The following is a 17,337-nucleotide window of genomic DNA, read 5'->3' as shown; positions in this document are numbered from 1 at the left end:
CTACCCCGAAGCGACGGCAACGGCCTCAGTGAAAGGTCGACTTCGAGAAGAGATTGAGCACCAGCACGCCGGCGATAATCAGCGCCAGGCCGAGAATCGCCGCCGGATCGAGCTTCTGGCCAAAGGTGACGTAGCCGACCGCCGAAATCAGCACGATGCCGAGGCCGCTCCACAGCGCATAGGCGATCCCGACGGGAATATAGCGCAGCGTATAGGACAGGAAGAAGAAGGCGACGGCATAGCAGACCACCATCAGCACGGTCGGCGCCAGCCGCGTGAAATGCTGCGCCGCCTGCATGGCTGAAGTGCCGAGCACTTCGAAGATAATGGCGATCACCAGGACGGTGTAGAGCATTGCGGGGTTCACGGCACGTCTCCGATCGATTGGCGCAAAATATGGTTGGCCCGTTGCGGGCGGCCTCACTGCAACGAAAGCGCCTTGAGCTTCTGGAGCAGCACGGCGCGCGTGGATGCATCGATGGCATGGTTCTCCAGGAGGTCCGCCAGCCAGACGCCGTCAGCGGCGAAGCGGGCAAGAAGACAATCCGGCGAGCCGTCCGTCGCGTCGAACTCGGCCGACCGTCTCTCCACCCATTCCCGCCAGCGCGCCTTGAGATGCGGCTCCGCCAGCAGCGCGATCGTCAGCACCTGCCAGCCCTTGCCTTCCTCCTCCGCATCCAACGCAAAACAGACGGTGAGGTAGGCGCGGGTAAAGCGGCCCCGTTCCACCGGATCATCGGCCATGGCCGCCGCGATCGCCCGGTCGAAACGCGCCACCAGCTCGTCGAACAGGCCGTCCAGCAAGGCGAGTTTGTTGGGGAAGTGGTGCAGCAGCCCGCCCTTGCTGACGCCTGCCGCCTGAGACACTTTATCGAGCGTCACGGCGGCGATCCCCTGCTCAAACGACAGCCGCGCGGCGACATCCAACAATTGCTGGCGAACCCGCTCCGGCTGCTTTTTTCTCTGATAGGCGTTCGTCATGCTTCAAAAAGATACCGTCTGGACGGTTTTGTCAAGTCCAAGGAGCGGAGGCGACGCGCGATGAAACGCCGCAACACACGGGTGGACGTTGTCCCCGGCGCGACGCCGCGATACGAAGTCGATCAAGGACAAGCACATGACGGAAACAAAAACCACAACGCTCTATGAGGCGATCGGCGGCGATGCCGCGGTTCGCGCCCTGACGCGTCGGTTCTACGCGCTGATGGATAGCCTGCCGGAGGCGGCTCGCTGCCGCGCTGTGCATCCGCCGGACCTCTCCGGCAGCGAGGAAAAGTTTTACGAGTATCTGACCGGCTGGCTCGGCGGGCCGCCGATCTATGTCGAGAAGCGCGGCCATCCGATGCTGCGCCGGCGGCATTTCGTCGCCGAAATCGGTCCGGCCGAACGCGACGAGTGGCTGCTCTGCTTCACCCGCGCCCTCGAGGAAACGGTGCCGCACCCGCAGCTCCGGGACATCATCCTCGAACCGATCACCCGGCTCGCCCATCACATGCAGAACAAGGAATGAGCGTCAAATGCCGAACCGCGGAATGCGTGGGAGCGTGCTTTTCATCGCCGGCTTGATGGGCGTCTTCGGGGTCGCCGCCGCTGCAGCCGCCTCGCACGGAACGGATCCGCGGCTCCTCGGCGGCGCCTCTGCCATGTGCCTCGCCCATGCGCCGGCGCTCGTCGCGCTCCATGCCGGATGGTCACACTTCCGAACAGCAACAATCGCCGCGCTGTTGCTCGCGCTCGGCACAGCCCTCTTTGCCGCCGATCTCACCATGCGCCATTTCACCGGCCACGGCCTCTTCCCGATGTCGGCGCCGCTCGGCGGCGTGACGATGATCGCCGGATGGCTCGCGGTGGCGCTCGGGGCGCTGTTGCCTCGCAAAGCCGACTAGAGACGCTCAGGCGCCCTCGACAATCGTATAGCCTTCGAACTTCGGCGGCCCTAGATACATGGCCCGATTGTCGGCGGCGTTGCGGTGCGCGGCCCGGAAGTTTTCGGATTTCGTCCAGGCGACGAAGGCGTCCCTGCTTTCCCAATTCGATTTCGAAATGAACGGCGTGTAGCCCTCTTCCGGCACGCTCTCGCCGCGCAGCAGATGGAAGTCGATGAAGCCAGGCATGTCCGAAAGGCTTGAATCCCTTGCCTTCCAGACGCCCTCGAACGCCTCTTCCTGACCGATAGCGACGTGGAAACGGTTCATGGCGACAAACATGGGGTTACCTTTCACGTGCCTTCTTTTCCGGAACTCCGCCTTCGCTCCCGCGGGAACGGCAGGATAACGGCGCTCGACGATGGTTCAAGCCCGAACGGTTCGCGGACCGGAGGGCGGGCCTGCCGGGCCGGAAATTCCGCCACATTGGGGTTGTCCTCCAGCATGCGTGAGCGGCGCTTCAGGACTTCATAGAGCTCCGGCACCAGACCATCGCCGAGCTGTGAGGCAAGCTTGTGAAGACCGATCATCATCATTTGATCGGGACGATCTTCGTTCATCATCGATACTCCGGGCGACGACATCAGACTGTCAAATGCGCCGTCGCTTCATCAAAGGTTTAGTTGTCGCCGCTCGCGGACAGGTCCTGAAGGGCCCGCTCCAGGCTCGATTTCGAGCCGTTGCGCAGCGGCACGAAGGCCTTGCCCCACTTCTTGCAGCCGGTCTTCACCCGCAGACACGCATCGTGGCTGATGCAGTCGATGGGGCAGAAGACGCAGTCGACCGAGGGAAGGACCCGGTCGATGCGCGATACCGCCTCTCGTAAACCGCCATCGTGATGGATGAGTTCCGCGCCATAGGAGCTGGCGATCTCGCGCAAATGGGCGACCTGGCAATCGCGGCCGCCGACATAGAGGAAGCTCCGCCCCTCCAGCGTTGCCTTGCCGCCGTTCGGCTGCACCGCAGGCGTTTCCTCCCTCGCCTTTCCCTTGCCGCCCTTGCCTGCATTCTGGTGCCGCTTGCCGCGCATCGGTTTTCTCCGTTCTGTGGGCGACGTGCGGACCTTCCGCTGACCGCCATCAATATTCGTTCGGCACACCGCTCGGTTGTGCGACGGCGGCAACTTATAAAACTTGATTGTCCGAGTAAAGTATAAACATGAGTATTGCAGTCATATTAAATATCGGCTCGCCGAAGGCCTCTGCGGCGTGGTGCCCAGGGGAAATTAACGTTTGAATTCAACGGGGACGGTGAACTGCCAGCTGTCACGTCGGGCCGCGGCAGGAATAGCCGGAAAGGGTGCGGCGCGTCGCACGGTGTCAAGTGCAGCTTGGTCGAGAATCGGCGACCCCGTGCTTCTTGCCAGACTGACGCCGGCGAGCCCGCCACTGGACGTGACGGTAAAGCGCACCTGCGCGACGCCGCGCAGCCCTTGGCGCTTGGCTTCGGCCGGATAGCGCATGGCCCTGTTCAGCTTGCGCTGGACCTTCCCCTTGTAGTTGTCGACTGCGGCATTGCCCGCTTCCCGGGCCACTGAACTCTGTCTCGCGCCGGTGGCCGCGGTCGCATTTGCATTCTCCACGCCGTCCGCCTGGCCCTTGCTCTGCGAATTCGCCTGCTCCCCGCGCTCGCCGGCCTTCTTGCGCACGATTTTTTTCTTCTTCACCGGCTCCTTCTTCGGTTCCGGCTTCTCGACCTTCTCTTCGATTTTTTCCGGCTCCGGCTTCTGTTCCGGAACCACGGTTTCCACAGGCGCGACAGTGGCCGTGACCGGCGCCTCGGCGACCTCGGTCACCGGCATTTGATCTGCCGGTAGGATGACGTCCGCCTCCGTCGGCGCAATGTCGGTCGGCTGCTCGGAGACGCTCTCTGGCATTGCCGCCGGGATCTCTTCCGCCATCTCCTCCGTCGGCTGGACTTCGCTCGGCTGCACCTCCTCGGGCGTGTCTTCGGTGGGTTCTACGACGTCCGAGAGGTCGCCGGCTTGCAGCGTCTCCTCGAAGGCGTTGCCGAGCAGCGTAACTTCGGTCGCCGCCCCGCCGGCCATCTGGAAGTCGTCTTTGCTAGGCTCCAGCAGCATCGCTCCGCCGGCATGCGCCAACAGAGAGAGGCCGACCGCGCCCGTCCATTTCACGATGTGCTTCATCCAAGTCTGCCTTCCAACGGCACCTCAGTGATCGGGCAATCAGCCCTTGAGTTCGACTGCCGACTTCGAGCCGGTCTGGAGCCCCGTCATGCAGGCGCCCTTGTCGATGCCCTCACCGACACAGGCCGGTGCATCGTTGATCAGCAGGCTCTTCACCGCCTCGCATTTCGTCCCCGGCAGGTCGAACTGACGGACCTTCGTCTTGCCGGCAGGCAGGTCGCGAAAATCGAGAATGGCCATGCGTTCGACCAGGCCTTTCTGATCGAAGAGGACGAACTCGAACGAGACCTTGGAAAGCGATTGCTGCAGGCCGTTGCCGGCGACGAAGGTCAGCTTGCACCCCTTCTCGGAAGGCGCGACCTCGTTGAGCTCGACCGTCAGCCCGCCGACGGCCGTTGGCTCCTGTGCCACGGCCGTCCCGGCGATCGACAGGATCATCGCTGCGGTCGAGGAAGCGAAACGGGAAAGACAGACCATCATTAACACCACCCATGCTCCGCATCCGAGCCGCCCGCCTTGAGCCAGCGACGGAGGCGATAAACTAAACTTGACTGCAAGTCTCCGGTATTGCGTCCTTAATGAAATATGAGTAATGCAGTCAAGATACTAATTGGAAATGCACGAGCGAACAGGGGACATCGACCCGCTTCCACCCTCGTGAACTGGCGAAACTGTGACACCGAACGACACCGATACCCCCCTCTCCTCGCCGGCGCCGAGCGCGACCACCCGCTCGCAGCCGATTGTGGAAAGCCACGAGCTCTTCCGCGGCACCAGCGAGATCCTGATTTCCCATGACGGCGCGATCTACCGAATGCGGATCACCCGGCAGGGCAAGCTGATTCTGAATAAATAGCGAGACAACGATGATCGACAGCACGCGCCCCACTCCCTCCGAGATTCGCGCCTACCGCGCGGCGAACCCGACGATGCGCGAGCGCGACATAGCCGCCCAGCTCGGCATTTCCGAAGCCGCCCTCGTCGCCGCGGAATGCGGCCTGACGGCAAGCCGCATCGATGCCGACGCCAATCGTTTCCTGGGCCGCGCCGGGGAGCTGGGCGAGGTCATGGCGCTCACCCGCAACGAATCCGCTGTCCACGAGAAAATCGGCATCTACGAGAACGTCAAGACAGGTCCGTCTGCGAGCCTGGTTCTCGGATCGGAAATCGATCTGCGGGTCTTCCCGTCCGCCTGGGCGCACGGCTTCGCCGTCACGAAGACCGATGCCAAGGGCGAGATCCGCCGCAGCCTGCAGTTCTTCGACAAAAGGGGGAATGCGGTTCACAAGGTTCACCTGCGCCCGACGTCTGATCTTGAAGCCTATGACAGGATCGTCGCGGACTTCCGCCTCGAAGATCAGTCGCAGCAATTTGTTGCCGAATCCGGCGCCGCGGCGGGCGACGACGCGTCCGCCACCGTCGACACCCAGGCGCTGCGTGAGCACTGGACGAAGCTGACCGACACCCATCAGTTCCACGGCATATTGCGCAATCTGAAAATCGGCCGGCGCCAAGCCTTGCATGCGGTCGGCGACGATCTGGCCTGGCAGCTCGACGCGCGGGGCATCGAGACGATGATGCGGGGCAGTGCCGAGACCGAGCTGCCCATCATGTGCTTCGTCGGCAATCGCGGCGTCATCCAGATCCACTCCGGCCCGGTCAAGAATATCGCCTCCATGGGTCCGTGGCTCAACGTCATGGATCCGACCTTCCACCTGCATCTGCGCGCGGATCACATCGCCGAGCTTTGGGCGGTGCGCAAGCCGACGTCGGACGGCCATGTAACCTCGCTCGAAGCCCTCGATGCCAAGGGCGAAATGGTCATTCAGTTCTTCGGCAAGCGGAAGGAAGGCTTTGGCGAAAGACCGGAATGGCGCAGCCTGGTCGAGAACCTGCCGCGCCTCGACAGCATCGTCGCAGCCTGAGGAGACAAGGCATGCACCGCTTCGACTTCCGCCGCCTTCGCCGCTGGGAATTGGCGCTCGCCGCCTTTGCGCTCTCGACACCCTTCCTGCTGCCGGCGCTCGCCCCCGTCTCCTCGTCCCTTGTGAGCCCCGCAATGGCCGAGACGGTCGAGAAGCCGGACACGTCCCGGATCGTTTCGATCGGCGGAGCGGTCACCGAGATCATCTATGCGCTGGGCGAGGAAAACCGGCTCGTCGGCCGCGACTCGACCAGCACCTATCCAGAGGCGGCGGCGAAGCTCCCCAATGTCGGCTACATGCGGCAGCTGGCGCCGGAAGGCATAATCGCCGTCAACCCGGCGGCGATCGTCGCCATCGAAGGCAGTGGCCCGCCCGAGGCGCTTTCCGTGCTGAAGCAGGCGAACATTCCCTTCACGACGATTGGCGAGACCTATGACGAGGCGGGCATTCTTGCCAAGATACGCGCCGTCGGCGCCTTTCTCGGGGTGCCTGACAAGGCCGAAGCGCTCGTGAAATCCGTCGAGCAGGATCTGGACACGGCGCTCGCCGACAGCGCCGCACGCCGGGAAAGCGAGCGCAAGCGGGTTCTCTTCATCCTCAGCACCCAGGACGGCAAGATCATGGCATCGGGCACCGGCACGGCCGCAAGCGGCATCATCGAGCTTGCCGGCGCCGTCAATGCCGCCGGGAAGTTCCCCGGCTACAAGCCACTGACCGACGAGGCGATCGTCGAGGCGAAGCCCGACGTCATTCTGATGATGGATCGGGGCGGCGCCCATGGGATGAGTGCCGACCAACTCTTCGCCCTTCCCGCCCTCAGCCTGACGCCAGCGGCGAAAAGCAAGGCACTCGTCCGCATGGATGGATTGCATCTGCTCGGTTTCGGCCCGCGCACCGCAAGCGCGATCCGGGAACTGAACACGGCAATCTATGGAAAGAAGACCAATGCCTCGCAGTGAGGCGATGGATGGCGCGCGGGGGCCTGCCTTGGCTGCAAGGATCGTGCATGCGTGGTGGAAGGGCGACCGCTCCGGTCTGGCGCGCACGCTTATTGCCATCCTCGCAGTGCTTGCTGCCGCGACCTTCGCGACGTCGATCATGACGGGAGCCGCCGACGCTTCGGTGGGCAATGTCCTGCGATGGCTCGCCGGTGACGCGTCCGGCGACCAGGCCCTGAGCATGCGCGATCGCATCATCATCCTCGATATCCGCCTGCCGCGCGCCGTACTCGGCATGCTGGTCGGCGCCGCGCTCGCCGTTTCCGGCGTCGTCATGCAGGGACTGTTCCGCAATCCATTGGCCGACCCCGGTCTGGTCGGTGTGTCTTCCGGGGCGAGCCTCGGCGCCGTCCTGCTGATCGTCCTCGGCAGCACCACCTTCGGGCCAGTCTTTGCGCTCTTCGGCTTTTATGCGCTGCCGCTTGGCGCCTTCTGCGGCGGCCTTGCGACGACCATGCTCCTCTATCGCATCGCCACCCGCAGCGGTGAGACCTCCGTGGCGACGATGCTGCTTGCCGGGATTGCGCTCGGCGCACTCGCCAGCGCGGTAACGGGCGTGCTCGTCTTCGTCGCCGACGACAAGCAACTTCGCGATCTCACCTTCTGGGGGCTCGGTTCGCTGGCCGGCGCCAATTGGACGAAAATCCTCACCGCCGGGCCAATCATCCTCCTGTCGCTCTGCGTCGTCCCTTTCCTGGCGAGGGGCCTCAACGCAATCACCCTCGGCGAGGCGGCCGCCTTCCACATGGGCGTGCCGGTGCAGCGCCTGAAGAACATCGCCGTGTTCAGCGTCGCCGCGGCAACCGGCGCATCCGTCGCCGTCAGCGGCGGCATCGGCTTTGTCGGCATCGTCGTGCCGCATCTCCTGCGGCTCGTCATCGGCCCGGATCACCGCTACCTTCTGCCAGCTTCGGCGCTGCTCGGCGGCACCATGCTGATCTTTGCCGACATGCTGGCCCGCACGATCGTTTCCCCCGCCGAGCTGCCGATCGGCATCATCACCGCCTTCGTCGGGGCGCCGTTCTTCCTGTGGGTTCTGCTCCGCGGGCGCTCGAACATGGGACTTTGACCTAAGATGATCCGCGCCTCCGACATCTCCGTCCGCCTCGCCGGCCGGCCTGTGCTCCACGGCGTCTCGTTCGAAGCGGCTCCGGGCACAATGACGGCGATCGTCGGTCCGAACGGCTCCGGCAAGACGACGACCTTGAAGGCGATCTCCGGCGAGCTTCAGCTGTCCAAGGGCAAGGTGACCATCAACGGTGATGACATCGCCCGGCTGAAGCCCTTTGAACTCGCCCTGAAAAGAGGCGTCCTGCCGCAGTCGACGATCATCTCCTTTCCGTTCACGGTCCGGGAGATTGTCGGTCTTGGGCTTTCAACAGGCGGTGCCGATGGCGGCGGAAATGGCCGCACCGTCGATGAGGCGCTCGAAGCCGTCGATCTCGCCGGCTTTTCCGGCCGCTTTTACCAGGAACTGTCGGGCGGCGAGCAGCAGCGCGTCCAGCTTGCCCGCGTGCTTTGCCAGATCGCCGCGCCGGTCGGCGACGGCGAGCCTCGTTACCTCCTGCTCGACGAGCCGGTCTCGAGCCTCGACATCCGCCACCAGCTGACCATCATGCAGCTGGCGCGCCAATTCTGCGAAGGCGGCGGCGGCGTCATCGCGGTGATGCACGACCTCAACCTGACCGCAATGTTTGCCGACCAGATGGTGATGATGAAGGTCGGCCGCATCCGCGCCCTCGGCGCCCCGAAGGAGGTCCTCACCGACGAGACGATGGAAGCGGTCTTCGGATGCCGGATGCGGGTCGGCATCGCGCCGGCACGCGATGTCCCCTTCGTTCTGCCGCAAACCGCGTCGCTTTGACCTCGGCGCTGAGAGCAACGTCAAGATTTATCGAAACAAAATTCCTCCCTCATGCGTTGATCCCCGGCGTGCCACGTCCGGTGCGCCGCCGAGAATGCGCCGGCCTTCAGCCGGCATCGCAGCGAAGCGAAGGGAGCGACAGGATGGCGACGGGTCTCTTTTCAGGTTCAGGCAGCAGGAAGCGCAACGGCGGTGCGGTCGACGCATCGATCGAGGACCAGCTTCATGATCTTCGGGAAGACGTTGCGCAACTGATGGCGCTGATCGCGGATCGGGGTGTGGCGGCCTCGCGAGAAGCCAAAGCTAAAGCGCGCAGCACCCGCAAGCAAGCCGAATCGGAGTTGCAGGACCTGCTGGAGAGCGGTGAGGAGCTGCTGTCGGATCTGCGCGGCCGCTATGCGGACACGGAAAAACAGGTCCGCCGCGCGATGCGCGAACATCCGCTCGCCACGCTCGGCGCCGCAGCGGCAATCGGTCTGATCGCTGCAGCCCTTCTGCGCCGCTAGCGGGCCTCGGCGCTTTCGGCCTGTTGTGAAGGGGAGACAATGGCATGCAGTCCCTAGGCGCCGTTCTCACCGCCTTGCTTGCAGTCGATTTCGGTGCCGCGGCCTCGCGCCTCAAACGCAATGCGGCTCTATGGGGGATCGTCGCGGTGCTTCTCATCACCGCTTATGTTTTCGCCCTCGTGGCGATCGCACTCGTTCTCGCCGAGTATTATTCGCCAATCATCGCCTCTGTGGCGATCGCCGTGGCGCTTCTGGCAGTCGCCCTGATGATTGTCGCGCTCATGGCTGTACGAAACGCACGCGACCGGCGTCTCGTCGACGAACGGCGTCGCCGCTCCTTGCTTCAGACGAACCTGGCACTTGCCGCGGCGACCAGCATCCTGCGCAAGCAGCCGCTGATCGGCGTCGGGACGGCGATCGCCGTAGGACTCCTGCTGGGGCTCGGCAAACGGCGGCGCCGCAGCGACCGCCGTTGATTTCCGGCGCGCTCAACGGTTATCTCAGAGCGGCAGGCGGATCAGCGCGGTAACGCCGGCGGGCAGATACTCGACCTTTACGGAACTGCCGATGATCTTGTCGAGGCTCCGCTCGATCAGCAGCGAGCCGAAGCCGCGCCGGCGCGGTTCCCGGACCGGCGGTCCGCCGACTTCCGTCCAGGTCAAATGCAGCACGGCACTGCCTTCCTCGACGACGCTGCGCGCCGTCAGCACGATCTTGCCTTTCGGTACGGAGAGCGACCCGTATTTCACGGCATTGGTCGCCAACTCGTGCAGCACCAGGCCGAGACCAACCGCCTGGTCCGGTCCGAGCAGGACTTCGTCCTTGTGGATTTCCACCTGCTCGGCATAGTCGCTGACATAGGGTTTCAGCTGCTTGGAAATCAGCTCCGCAAGGCGGATCGTCCCCCATTCATAGTCCGAAAGCAGCCCATGCGCCTCGGAGATCGCCTGTAGCCGACCCGCGAAGGCGGTCATGAACTCGGCCGGGTCGCTCGTCTGGCGAAGGGTCTGGCGCGCCAGCGATTGCAGCATTGCCAAAGTGTTCTTGACCCGGTGGTTCAATTCCTTCAGCAGCAGCCTCGTCCGCTGCACGGACGCCTGCTGTTCGGAGACGTCGATGGTCATGCCGAGAAAGGTCAGCGCCAGACCTCTACTGTCGCGATCGTGCACCCGGCCGCGGCCGAGCAGCCAGCGCCCGTTCGCCCGAATCCGGAACATGCCGTCATATTCCTCGTTGGCGGCCATCGCCTGCCTGAGCTTCGCGAAGGTTGCACCTCGGTCGTCCGGATGGATCGCGCCGAAGACGGCCTTGGCGCTCAGGGTCCGTTCCGGCGGCAGCCCGAACATGCGCATCATCGCGCCGTTGCCCGCAACGGTACCGGAGCGAATATCCCAGAGCCAGCTACCGACATTGGCGGCGTCGAGCGCCATGCCGAGCCGTTGTTCCTCGCGCGACAGCGCCGCCTCCTTCAGCGCACGCCGACGCGCCTCGTCCTTCAGCTTGAGGAGCGAGGCGGCGGCATCCGCGATCTCCTGCAAGGCATCGAGCTGTTTCGCCGCAATTTCGGCGCGGGGTGTTCCATCCAGCACGCAGACGGTGCCCACCGCCTGCCCTCCGAGAACGATCGGTGCCCCCGCATAGAAACGCAGGAATGGCGCTTGCGCGACCTTTCGGTTGTGCCGCAAGACCGGGTGCGCCGACGCATCGAGCACGAGAAACGGGCCGCGATCGCCGATCGCGTGGGCGCAGAAGGACTCCTCGGTTCGTGTCCGCGTCTCCGTCGTCCCGACAGCCGCCTTGAACCATTCCCATTCGTGATCGACGAGGGTGACGAGGGCGATCGGCGCGTCGAACAGGCTGGCGGCGAGCCTGGCCAGCGGTTCGAAGTCGCTGTCGGCGACCGTCATGTCCGGTGCGGCCGCATGCAGGACACTGAGGCGCTCACGCGAACCAAGTGTCTCAGCCACTGCGGGAAGCATTGCTTCTGCCCTCTCGTGCATTCGGCCCGAACTCCAATCCCGCTCCCGCCGGCAAGACCGATTGGGAATTATGCGGCAATTCAAGAGACTGCCGCAATCCTTGCTCCGAGTAAACGCGCATAGCAAAGCAGAAATAAGGAAGGAAGGGTCGAAGGCGATGAGGATTTGTCAGGACACGAAAGCGCGCGAGGTGATGGGCGCCGAGGTTTCATCCGGCCCATAGTCGTTCTCGCCCTTGATCTGGAGAATCTCCTGGAGGCGCTGGCGTGCGCGGTTGACGCGGCTCTTGATCGTGCCGAGCGCGCAACCGCAGATCGTCGCAGCCTCTTCGTAAGAGAAGCCCGAAGCGCCGACGAGAATAATCGCTTCGCGCTGATCCGGCGGCAACTGATCGAGGGCACGGCGGAAGTCCTGCAGGTCGAGCGATCCGTATTGCTCCGGATGGTGCGCCAGCGTTTCCGTGAAATGACCGTCGCTGTCCTGGATCTCGCGGCCGCGCTTGCGCATTTGGCTATAGAGTTCGTTGCGCAGGATCGTGAAGAGCCAGGCTTTCATATTGGTGCCCATCTCGAAGTGGTCCTGCTTGGCCCAAGCCTTCATGATGGTGTCCTGCACCAGATCGTCGGCCCGGTCGTGGCGGCCGATCAGCGACATTGCAAAAGCGCGGAGGCTCGGCAACGCCGCAAGCATCTCACGCTTGAACTCTTGATTTTCGGACATTCCGGCGTTCACTCCTTGCCATCCAGCACGGATCGTTGTTCCACGGCCTCGAGTTTTTCCAGAAGATCAAGGAAGCGAGCCGGAATTCCCTCCTCCTGCACCGAAAGATAAAGCGCTTTGAGCTTCGCCGCGATCTGCGCATTCGGATCGTCAGACTTCGGACGCATGCTGACCGTCCGCCCTGCCCCTGAATTATATCTCATCGTATGACTGCCGCCCTAGAAACTTCGCCTGCCACATAACGCGACAAAAAAATGAAATGTTCCATTCCGGAACCTTTTTTTCCACGGCACGTTTCCGCAGCGGAACAAGATCAAAAGACACGATTGAGGGAGTCCTGCATGACATTGTCCACCCGCATCGCGCCATTTCTTCCCTATCTACGCCGCTATTCGCGCGCTTTGACTGGATCTCAGACCTCCGGTGACGCCTATGTCGCGGCGGTGCTTGAAGCGCTGATCGCCGATACTTCCATTTTCCCCGAGGCCAGCAGCGACAGGGTCGCCCTATTTCGTCTCTTCACCTCGCTGTTCGGTTCCTCGTCTGTCCTCGTCCCCGAACCGGTCTCGCCATTTGCCTGGGAGCAGCGCGCTTCCGTCAATCTGGCGGCCGTGTCCCCGGTCGCACGCCAGGCTTTCCTGCTCGTCTCCGTGGAGGGCTTTACGCCCCAGGAGGCCGCCGAAGTTCTCGACGTCGACACCGCCAAGCTCACCTCGTTGCTCGACCGCGCTTCGCAGGAGATTTCCCGTCAAGTGGCGACCGACATCATGATCATTGAGGACGAGCCGCTGATTGCCATCGACATCGAGCAGATGGTGGAAAGTCTCGGCCACCGGGTGACGGGAATCGCGCGCACCAAGGACGAGGCGATCGCGCTCTACAAGACGGCCGAGCCGGGGATGGTGCTTGCCGATATTCAGCTCGCCGATGGCAGTTCGGGCATCGACGCGGTCAACGAAATCCTCAAGACCAGCACCGTACCGGTCATATTCATCACGGCTTTCCCCGAGCGGCTGCTGACCGGCGAGAGGCCCGAGCCGACATTTCTGGTGACGAAACCCTTCAACCCCGAGATGGTCAAGGCGCTGATCAGCCAGGCATTGTTCTTCAATGAATCGACGAAGGCCGCGGCCTGACGAGAAAAGATCAGAGAATCGCTCCGCCGAAGCAAAGTTTGGCGGGGCGTTTCTCGTGCGCGGGCGAAGAACCGAGGCAATCCATTCAATCCTGGCAGTCGCGAACCTGGCGCTGCAAATAAAACAGCCAGTGCCGAGGGACGGGCACTGGCTGAGGTTATGCAACTCACTGAGGGGGATGTGAGTTGGCAACCGGCGGTATGCCTCCGACGTCACATTGGGGGCGATGTGCGTCACCGCTCGGCTATCCGCAATAATGCGCAAGCGAGAAAAAGGTTCCGCGAAATAGCGAAGTTTCAGCTATTCGATCGATTCCAGTTCGGCGCGGTGGCGATAGAGCGCCAGCAAGCGCCGATAGTCGCGGTCGTAGAGATCGCGCCTTGCCGGGTTCGGTCGCCTCTCCTGCCCGGCCGAGGCCATGGCGCCGCCCGCATGCGCAAGGTCCGGATAGAGGTTTCCAGCCACGGCGGCGGCCATGGCCGTTCCAAGCAGAACGGCATCCGGCGCCTCGGGCACGACCACCCGGCAGCCGGTCGCGTCGGAGTAAAGCTCCATCAATAGGGGATTGCGCACGTGGCCGCCGGTCACATGCAGCGTATCGAGGTCGTAGCCCGCCTCCTTCATCATCTCGAGGATGTGGCGGATGCCGAGCGCGATGGCGACGCAGGTCCGCCAATAGAGGCGGCAAAGCGCGTCGAAAGAGGAATCGAGCGCCAGTCCGCTGATCACGCCGAGCGCATGCGGATCGGCAAGCGGCGAGCGATTGCCGTGGAAATCAGGAAGGACGTGCAGCCGGTCGGCGAAGCCGTCGCCATGCTCGGCGCGCAATTCCTGGACGCGCTCGATGATCTTCCTGTGGGTCTCGGCCGTCGGCTCCAGCCCGCCGCCATGCAGCCGCACGACATGATCGAGCAGCGCGCCCGTCGCCGATTGGCCGCCCTCGATCAGCCAGAGGCCGGGCAGCACCGCCTCGAAATAGGGTCCCCACATGCCGTAACCCGGCTTCATCTCCTTCGAAAAAGCGACGATGCAGCTCGACGTGCCGGCGATCAGCGCCAGTTGACGTTCGAGCTTCGCCGTATCGCCGGCGAATCCCCCGAGCACACCGAGCGCGCCGGCATAGGCGTCGATCAAGCCCGGCGCGACCCGGCATTCGGTATCGAGTCCGAGGTCGGCTGCCGCGGTCGCCGTCAGCTTCCCGACAGCGCGCTCAACCGGCAGCGTCTCCTCGGGCAAGCCGCCGCGCGTCAGAAGGTCTTCGAGACCGATCCGCTCGAGATAGTCCTGTTGCCAGCCGCGGTCCTTGTGCGCGAGATAGTTCCATTTCGCCGTCAGCGTGCAACGCGACCGCGCCGCGCTCCCCGTCGCCCGCCAGGACATGTAGTCCGCGAGATCGAAGAAATAGCCTGCCCTCTCCCACTGATGCGGCAGGTTTTTCTTCAGCCACATCAGCTTCGGCATCTCCATCTCCGGCGACATCACCCGACCCGAATGATCGAGGACCGGATGGGCCGTCGCCGTACAGAAATCCGCCTCCGCGAGCGCCCGGTGGTCGAGCCAGACGATCGTGTCCCAGCGCGGCTCGCCGCGGCGGTTGACCGAAAGCGGCGCGCCGTCATGGTCGCGCACGACCAGCGAACAGGTGGCGTCGAAGCCGATTGCCGCAACGCCATCGGCGCCTATTGCTGCCCTCTCGCGCGCCACCCGCACGACTTCGCAGACGGCAGCCCAGATATCTTCGGAATCGTGCTCGGCATGGTTCTCCTCGGGGCGGTTCATGGCAATGGCCCGGTCGGCACGCGCAAGAAGCGCACCCTTCCGGTCGAAGATGCCAGCGCGCGCACTGCCGGTTCCTATATCGACCGCCACGACATATTCGCGCATCAATGGATGACCCCGTCCCGAGATAATGATGGATTTTCAGTGTGCCCGAGGAGAGCGCCGGGCCGCTCCACCCTGCCCTGCCTATTGACGGACAAACTGTACCAATTCGCCCATGTCGTCAAACAGGAGGTCGGGCCCGAGACCGGCGAGCGTCTGCCGATGCCGCTCGCTGCGGGCGTGGCTGGCGCCCGCAAAGGCAAAGACCCGCATGCCCGCCGCCTTGGCCGCCTCGATGCCGGCCGGACTGTCCTCGACGACGATGCAGTCGGCTGGCGCGTAGCCCATTTCAGCACTCGCATGCAGGAACAGGTCCGGTGCTGGCTTGCCATGCGACACCATGGTGGCGCTGAAGATATGCGGCTCGAAAAGATCGATGAGGCCGGTGACGCTCAGCGACAGACGAATGCGCTCCGGCTGGCTCGAGGACGCGACGCAGCAGACAGCGTCAAGCTGCTCCACGGCCTCACGTATGCCAGGAACCGGCTTCAACTCTTGGCGGAAGCGCGCATAGAGCCGCGTCCGCATCGCTTCGAGAAATGCATGGTCCGTCGCAAGTCCGTATTCGTCATGCAGGATTGCCGACATGCTCTGAAGGCTGCGGCCGAGGAAGCGCTCGCTCGCCTCCTCCGTCGACATCGAAACGCCGGCCGCCTGCAATGATTCCACCAGCACGCTGAGCGAGATCGGTTCGCTGTCCACAAGCACGCCGTCGCAGTCGAAGATGACCAGTCTGGAGGCGTGCCCCGCCATCGCGCTATTCTCCGAGTTTATCGTCCAGATAAAGTTGCAGCGTGGCGCGCGTACCCTTTTTCCAAAGTGTTTTCAAGGCATGGGCAAAGCGGCGGCGGAAAAGATCGGACTGAGCGACCTCGCCGAAAATATCGGAAAGCGCGAGGAAGGCCATCGGATCGTCTTTCGCCGCAAGGGCTGCTGCCTGCAATCGATCGGCGTTGGCGTCGTTGAAGACGATCTCCTTGCCGCTGTCGGATGTGCCGGCGAAATAACGGCACCAGAGTGCGGAGACGAGAGACAGGCCGACCACGTCCTCGCCGCGCCGCAGGCGATCGGCCGTCGACGGCAGGATGAATTTCGGCTGCCGGTTCGAGCCGTCCTGCGCCAGTCGGGCGACCGTGTCGCCGATCTTCGGATTGGCGAACCGTGTTTCGATCAGCGTGTAATAGTCTCTCAAGTCCGTATCCGGTACAGGCGGAATGACCGGGATGATCTCCTCGTGTTCCAGCTTCGCCAGGAAAGCACGGATCAGCGGCTCCTCCATCGCCTCATGGACGAAATGAACGTCGAGCAGTGCCGCCGGATAGGCGATCGCCGCATGGCCGCCGTTGAGGATGCGGATCTTCATGTGCTCATAGGGTGAAACGTCCGGGACGAACTGCACCCCGACCTCTTCGAGCGCCGGGCGGCCTTGCGGGAAATTGTCCTCCAGCACCCATTGCTTGAACTCTTCGCAAAAGACCGGCCAGGCGTCGTCGATGCCGTAGTCCGAAGCGACGATGCCGATCTCGCGCGGCCCCGTCGCCGGCGTGATCCGGTCGACCATGCCGTTCGGGAAGGCGACATTGGCATCGATCCAGTCGGCGAAGGCCGGATCCGACAGGCGTGCGAGGCCCGACACCGCCGCATGGGTAACTTCGCCATTGCCGGGAATATTGTCGCAGGACATGACGGTGAACGGTGGAACGCCGCGCGCCCTGCGCTCGGCAAGGCCAGCCAGGATGAGCCCGAACACCGTCTTCGGCGATGCCGGGTTGCGAGCGTCCTCGGCGATCGCCGGGTGAGCAGGGTTGAACTCGCCCGAGGCCGGGTCGATGAAGTAGCCGCCCTCGGTGATCGTCAGCGAAACGATGCGAATGTGCGGACTCGCCAGTTGCGCGACGATCGCCGGAATATCGCCCGGCTTCAAATAGGCGATCATCGCGCCGGTGACATGCGCGCCGGTGCGGTTGTTGTCCTGCTCGACCACCGTCGTCAGAAAATCCTGCGCCTCGAGTTTGGCGCGCATGACCTCGTCCGATGCCAGGACGCCGGCACCAATGATCGCCCAGTCGTGGTCGCGCCCCAGATTGAAGAGGTCATCGAGATAGACGGCCTGATGGGCGCGATGAAAGTTGCCGACGCCGAAATGGACGATCCCGGCGCGCAGGTCGTGCCGGTCATAGTTCGGGACGCCGGCCCTGGCCCTGATGACGTCGAGTGCGGCAAGCGAGAGTTTGGTCGTCATGCTATCGTTCCTTTC

At 63.7% G+C, this 17,337-nt stretch carries 23 protein-coding genes; 10 read left to right on the top strand and 13 right to left on the bottom strand.

Translation table 11 applies throughout. The features are described from left to right. Nucleotides 1-25: 25 nt before the first annotated feature. Entirely contained in the window at nt 26-355 is a 330-nt protein-coding gene (locus ATC00_RS29345) for a DMT family transporter (protein ID WP_064255359.1), read from the bottom strand. Nucleotides 356-420: 65 nt separating this feature from the next. Further along, nucleotides 421-981 carry a TetR/AcrR family transcriptional regulator gene (locus tag ATC00_RS29340; protein WP_037387590.1) on the bottom strand — a complete coding sequence of 187 codons (561 nt, stop codon included), beginning with the start codon at nt 979-981 and terminating at the stop codon, nt 421-423. A 136-nt stretch (nt 982-1,117) separates the two neighbouring features. Between ATC00_RS29340 and ATC00_RS29335 the strand changes: the two genes are divergently transcribed. Next, a complete protein-coding gene (locus tag ATC00_RS29335; protein WP_037387943.1) occupies nt 1,118-1,510 on the top strand; it encodes a globin domain-containing protein in 393 nt (130 codons plus the stop codon). A 7-nt stretch (nt 1,511-1,517) separates the two neighbouring features. Then, nucleotides 1,518-1,886 carry a DUF423 domain-containing protein gene (locus ATC00_RS29330; RefSeq protein ID WP_037387592.1) on the top strand — a complete coding sequence of 123 codons (369 nt, stop codon included), beginning with the start codon at nt 1,518-1,520 and terminating at the stop codon, nt 1,884-1,886. 6 nt (nt 1,887-1,892) lie between these two features. Here ATC00_RS29330 and ATC00_RS29325 read toward each other — a convergent pair whose 3' ends face one another. From ATC00_RS29325 to ATC00_RS29305, 5 genes are all read right to left on the bottom strand, one after another. After that, nucleotides 1,893-2,207, bottom strand: coding sequence for an antibiotic biosynthesis monooxygenase family protein (locus ATC00_RS29325; protein WP_037387594.1), 315 nt, complete (start codon nt 2,205-2,207; stop codon nt 1,893-1,895). 11 nt (nt 2,208-2,218) lie between these two features. After that, nucleotides 2,219-2,485, bottom strand: coding sequence for a hypothetical protein (locus ATC00_RS29320; RefSeq protein WP_064255434.1), 267 nt, complete (start codon nt 2,483-2,485; stop codon nt 2,219-2,221). Nucleotides 2,486-2,544: 59 nt separating this feature from the next. Further along, complete coding sequence (locus tag ATC00_RS29315) at nt 2,545-2,955, bottom strand: DUF2325 domain-containing protein (RefSeq protein ID WP_064255358.1); 411 nt, start codon at nt 2,953-2,955, stop codon at nt 2,545-2,547. 195 nt (nt 2,956-3,150) lie between these two features. Continuing rightward, nucleotides 3,151-4,071 carry an energy transducer TonB gene (locus tag ATC00_RS29310; RefSeq protein WP_064255357.1) on the bottom strand — a complete coding sequence of 307 codons (921 nt, stop codon included), beginning with the start codon at nt 4,069-4,071 and terminating at the stop codon, nt 3,151-3,153. A gap of 39 nt (nt 4,072-4,110) precedes the next feature. Further along, a complete protein-coding gene (locus tag ATC00_RS29305; protein WP_064255433.1) occupies nt 4,111-4,548 on the bottom strand; it encodes a hypothetical protein in 438 nt (145 codons plus the stop codon). Nucleotides 4,549-4,744: 196 nt separating this feature from the next. Between ATC00_RS29305 and hemP the strand changes: the two genes are divergently transcribed. The 7 genes from hemP to ATC00_RS29270 all read left to right on the top strand — a co-directional run bounded on the left by hemP (nt 4,745) and on the right by ATC00_RS29270 (nt 9,840). Further along, nucleotides 4,745-4,927 carry a hemin uptake protein HemP gene (hemP, locus tag ATC00_RS31780; protein ID WP_072597046.1) on the top strand — a complete coding sequence of 61 codons (183 nt, stop codon included), beginning with the start codon at nt 4,745-4,747 and terminating at the stop codon, nt 4,925-4,927. 10 nt (nt 4,928-4,937) lie between these two features. Next, nucleotides 4,938-5,996, top strand: coding sequence for a hemin-degrading factor (locus ATC00_RS29295; RefSeq protein WP_064255356.1), 1,059 nt, complete (start codon nt 4,938-4,940; stop codon nt 5,994-5,996). 11 nt (nt 5,997-6,007) lie between these two features. After that, nucleotides 6,008-6,955: a heme/hemin ABC transporter substrate-binding protein gene (locus tag ATC00_RS29290; RefSeq protein ID WP_064255355.1), complete on the top strand. Its 948-nt coding sequence runs from the start codon at nt 6,008-6,010 to the stop codon at nt 6,953-6,955. Beyond that, the gene (locus ATC00_RS29285; protein ID WP_037387604.1) at nt 6,942-8,063 is read left to right on the top strand and encodes a FecCD family ABC transporter permease; all 1,122 of its coding nucleotides are present in this window, start codon (nt 6,942-6,944) and stop codon (nt 8,061-8,063) included. The genes ATC00_RS29290 and ATC00_RS29285 overlap by 14 nt, the downstream gene beginning before the upstream one ends. Nucleotides 8,064-8,069: 6 nt before the next feature. Continuing rightward, nucleotides 8,070-8,858 carry a heme ABC transporter ATP-binding protein gene (locus ATC00_RS29280; protein ID WP_037387606.1) on the top strand — a complete coding sequence of 263 codons (789 nt, stop codon included), beginning with the start codon at nt 8,070-8,072 and terminating at the stop codon, nt 8,856-8,858. A 143-nt stretch (nt 8,859-9,001) separates the two neighbouring features. Further along, nucleotides 9,002-9,364 (top strand): DUF883 family protein, encoded by a 363-nt coding sequence (locus ATC00_RS29275; protein WP_037387608.1) that lies wholly within the window; start codon nt 9,002-9,004, stop codon nt 9,362-9,364. Between the two features lie 44 nt (nt 9,365-9,408). Next, complete coding sequence (locus tag ATC00_RS29270) at nt 9,409-9,840, top strand: hypothetical protein (protein WP_064255354.1); 432 nt, start codon at nt 9,409-9,411, stop codon at nt 9,838-9,840. A gap of 24 nt (nt 9,841-9,864) precedes the next feature. On the opposite strand, the gene ATC00_RS29265 is transcribed toward ATC00_RS29270, so the two are convergent. The 3 genes from ATC00_RS29265 to rsiA1 all read right to left on the bottom strand — a co-directional run bounded on the left by ATC00_RS29265 (nt 9,865) and on the right by rsiA1 (nt 12,230). After that, entirely contained in the window at nt 9,865-11,364 is a 1,500-nt protein-coding gene (locus ATC00_RS29265; RefSeq protein WP_064255353.1) for a sensor histidine kinase, read from the bottom strand. Between the two features lie 147 nt (nt 11,365-11,511). Beyond that, entirely contained in the window at nt 11,512-12,063 is a 552-nt protein-coding gene (locus tag ATC00_RS29260; RefSeq protein ID WP_037387615.1) for an RNA polymerase sigma factor, read from the bottom strand. An 8-nt stretch (nt 12,064-12,071) separates the two neighbouring features. Then, nucleotides 12,072-12,230 carry a NepR family anti-sigma factor gene (gene rsiA1, locus ATC00_RS29255; RefSeq protein WP_234782438.1) on the bottom strand — a complete coding sequence of 53 codons (159 nt, stop codon included), beginning with the start codon at nt 12,228-12,230 and terminating at the stop codon, nt 12,072-12,074. 174 nt (nt 12,231-12,404) lie between these two features. Here rsiA1 and rsiB1 point away from each other — a divergent pair, with 174 nt between their 5' ends. Next, nucleotides 12,405-13,199: a PhyR-type response regulator RsiB1 gene (rsiB1, locus tag ATC00_RS29250; protein ID WP_037387618.1), complete on the top strand. Its 795-nt coding sequence runs from the start codon at nt 12,405-12,407 to the stop codon at nt 13,197-13,199. Nucleotides 13,200-13,499: 300 nt separating this feature from the next. Here rsiB1 and ATC00_RS29245 read toward each other — a convergent pair whose 3' ends face one another. The 3 genes from ATC00_RS29245 to ATC00_RS29235 form a co-directional block, all read right to left on the bottom strand. Then, the gene (locus ATC00_RS29245; protein WP_037387619.1) at nt 13,500-15,083 is read right to left on the bottom strand and encodes an FGGY-family carbohydrate kinase; all 1,584 of its coding nucleotides are present in this window, start codon (nt 15,081-15,083) and stop codon (nt 13,500-13,502) included. Nucleotides 15,084-15,164: 81 nt separating this feature from the next. Next, entirely contained in the window at nt 15,165-15,833 is a 669-nt protein-coding gene (locus tag ATC00_RS29240) for an HAD family hydrolase (RefSeq protein ID WP_037387621.1), read from the bottom strand. A 4-nt stretch (nt 15,834-15,837) separates the two neighbouring features. Further along, the gene (locus tag ATC00_RS29235; RefSeq protein WP_064255352.1) at nt 15,838-17,322 is read right to left on the bottom strand and encodes a mannitol dehydrogenase family protein; all 1,485 of its coding nucleotides are present in this window, start codon (nt 17,320-17,322) and stop codon (nt 15,838-15,840) included. Nucleotides 17,323-17,337 lie beyond the last annotated feature (15 nt).

This window comes from Sinorhizobium americanum (assembly GCF_001651855.1).
GTDB lineage: Bacteria > Pseudomonadota > Alphaproteobacteria > Rhizobiales > Rhizobiaceae > Sinorhizobium > Sinorhizobium americanum.
Note: the sequence above shows the minus strand (reverse complement) of the source record. Positions and strands in the feature narration are given on the sequence as shown.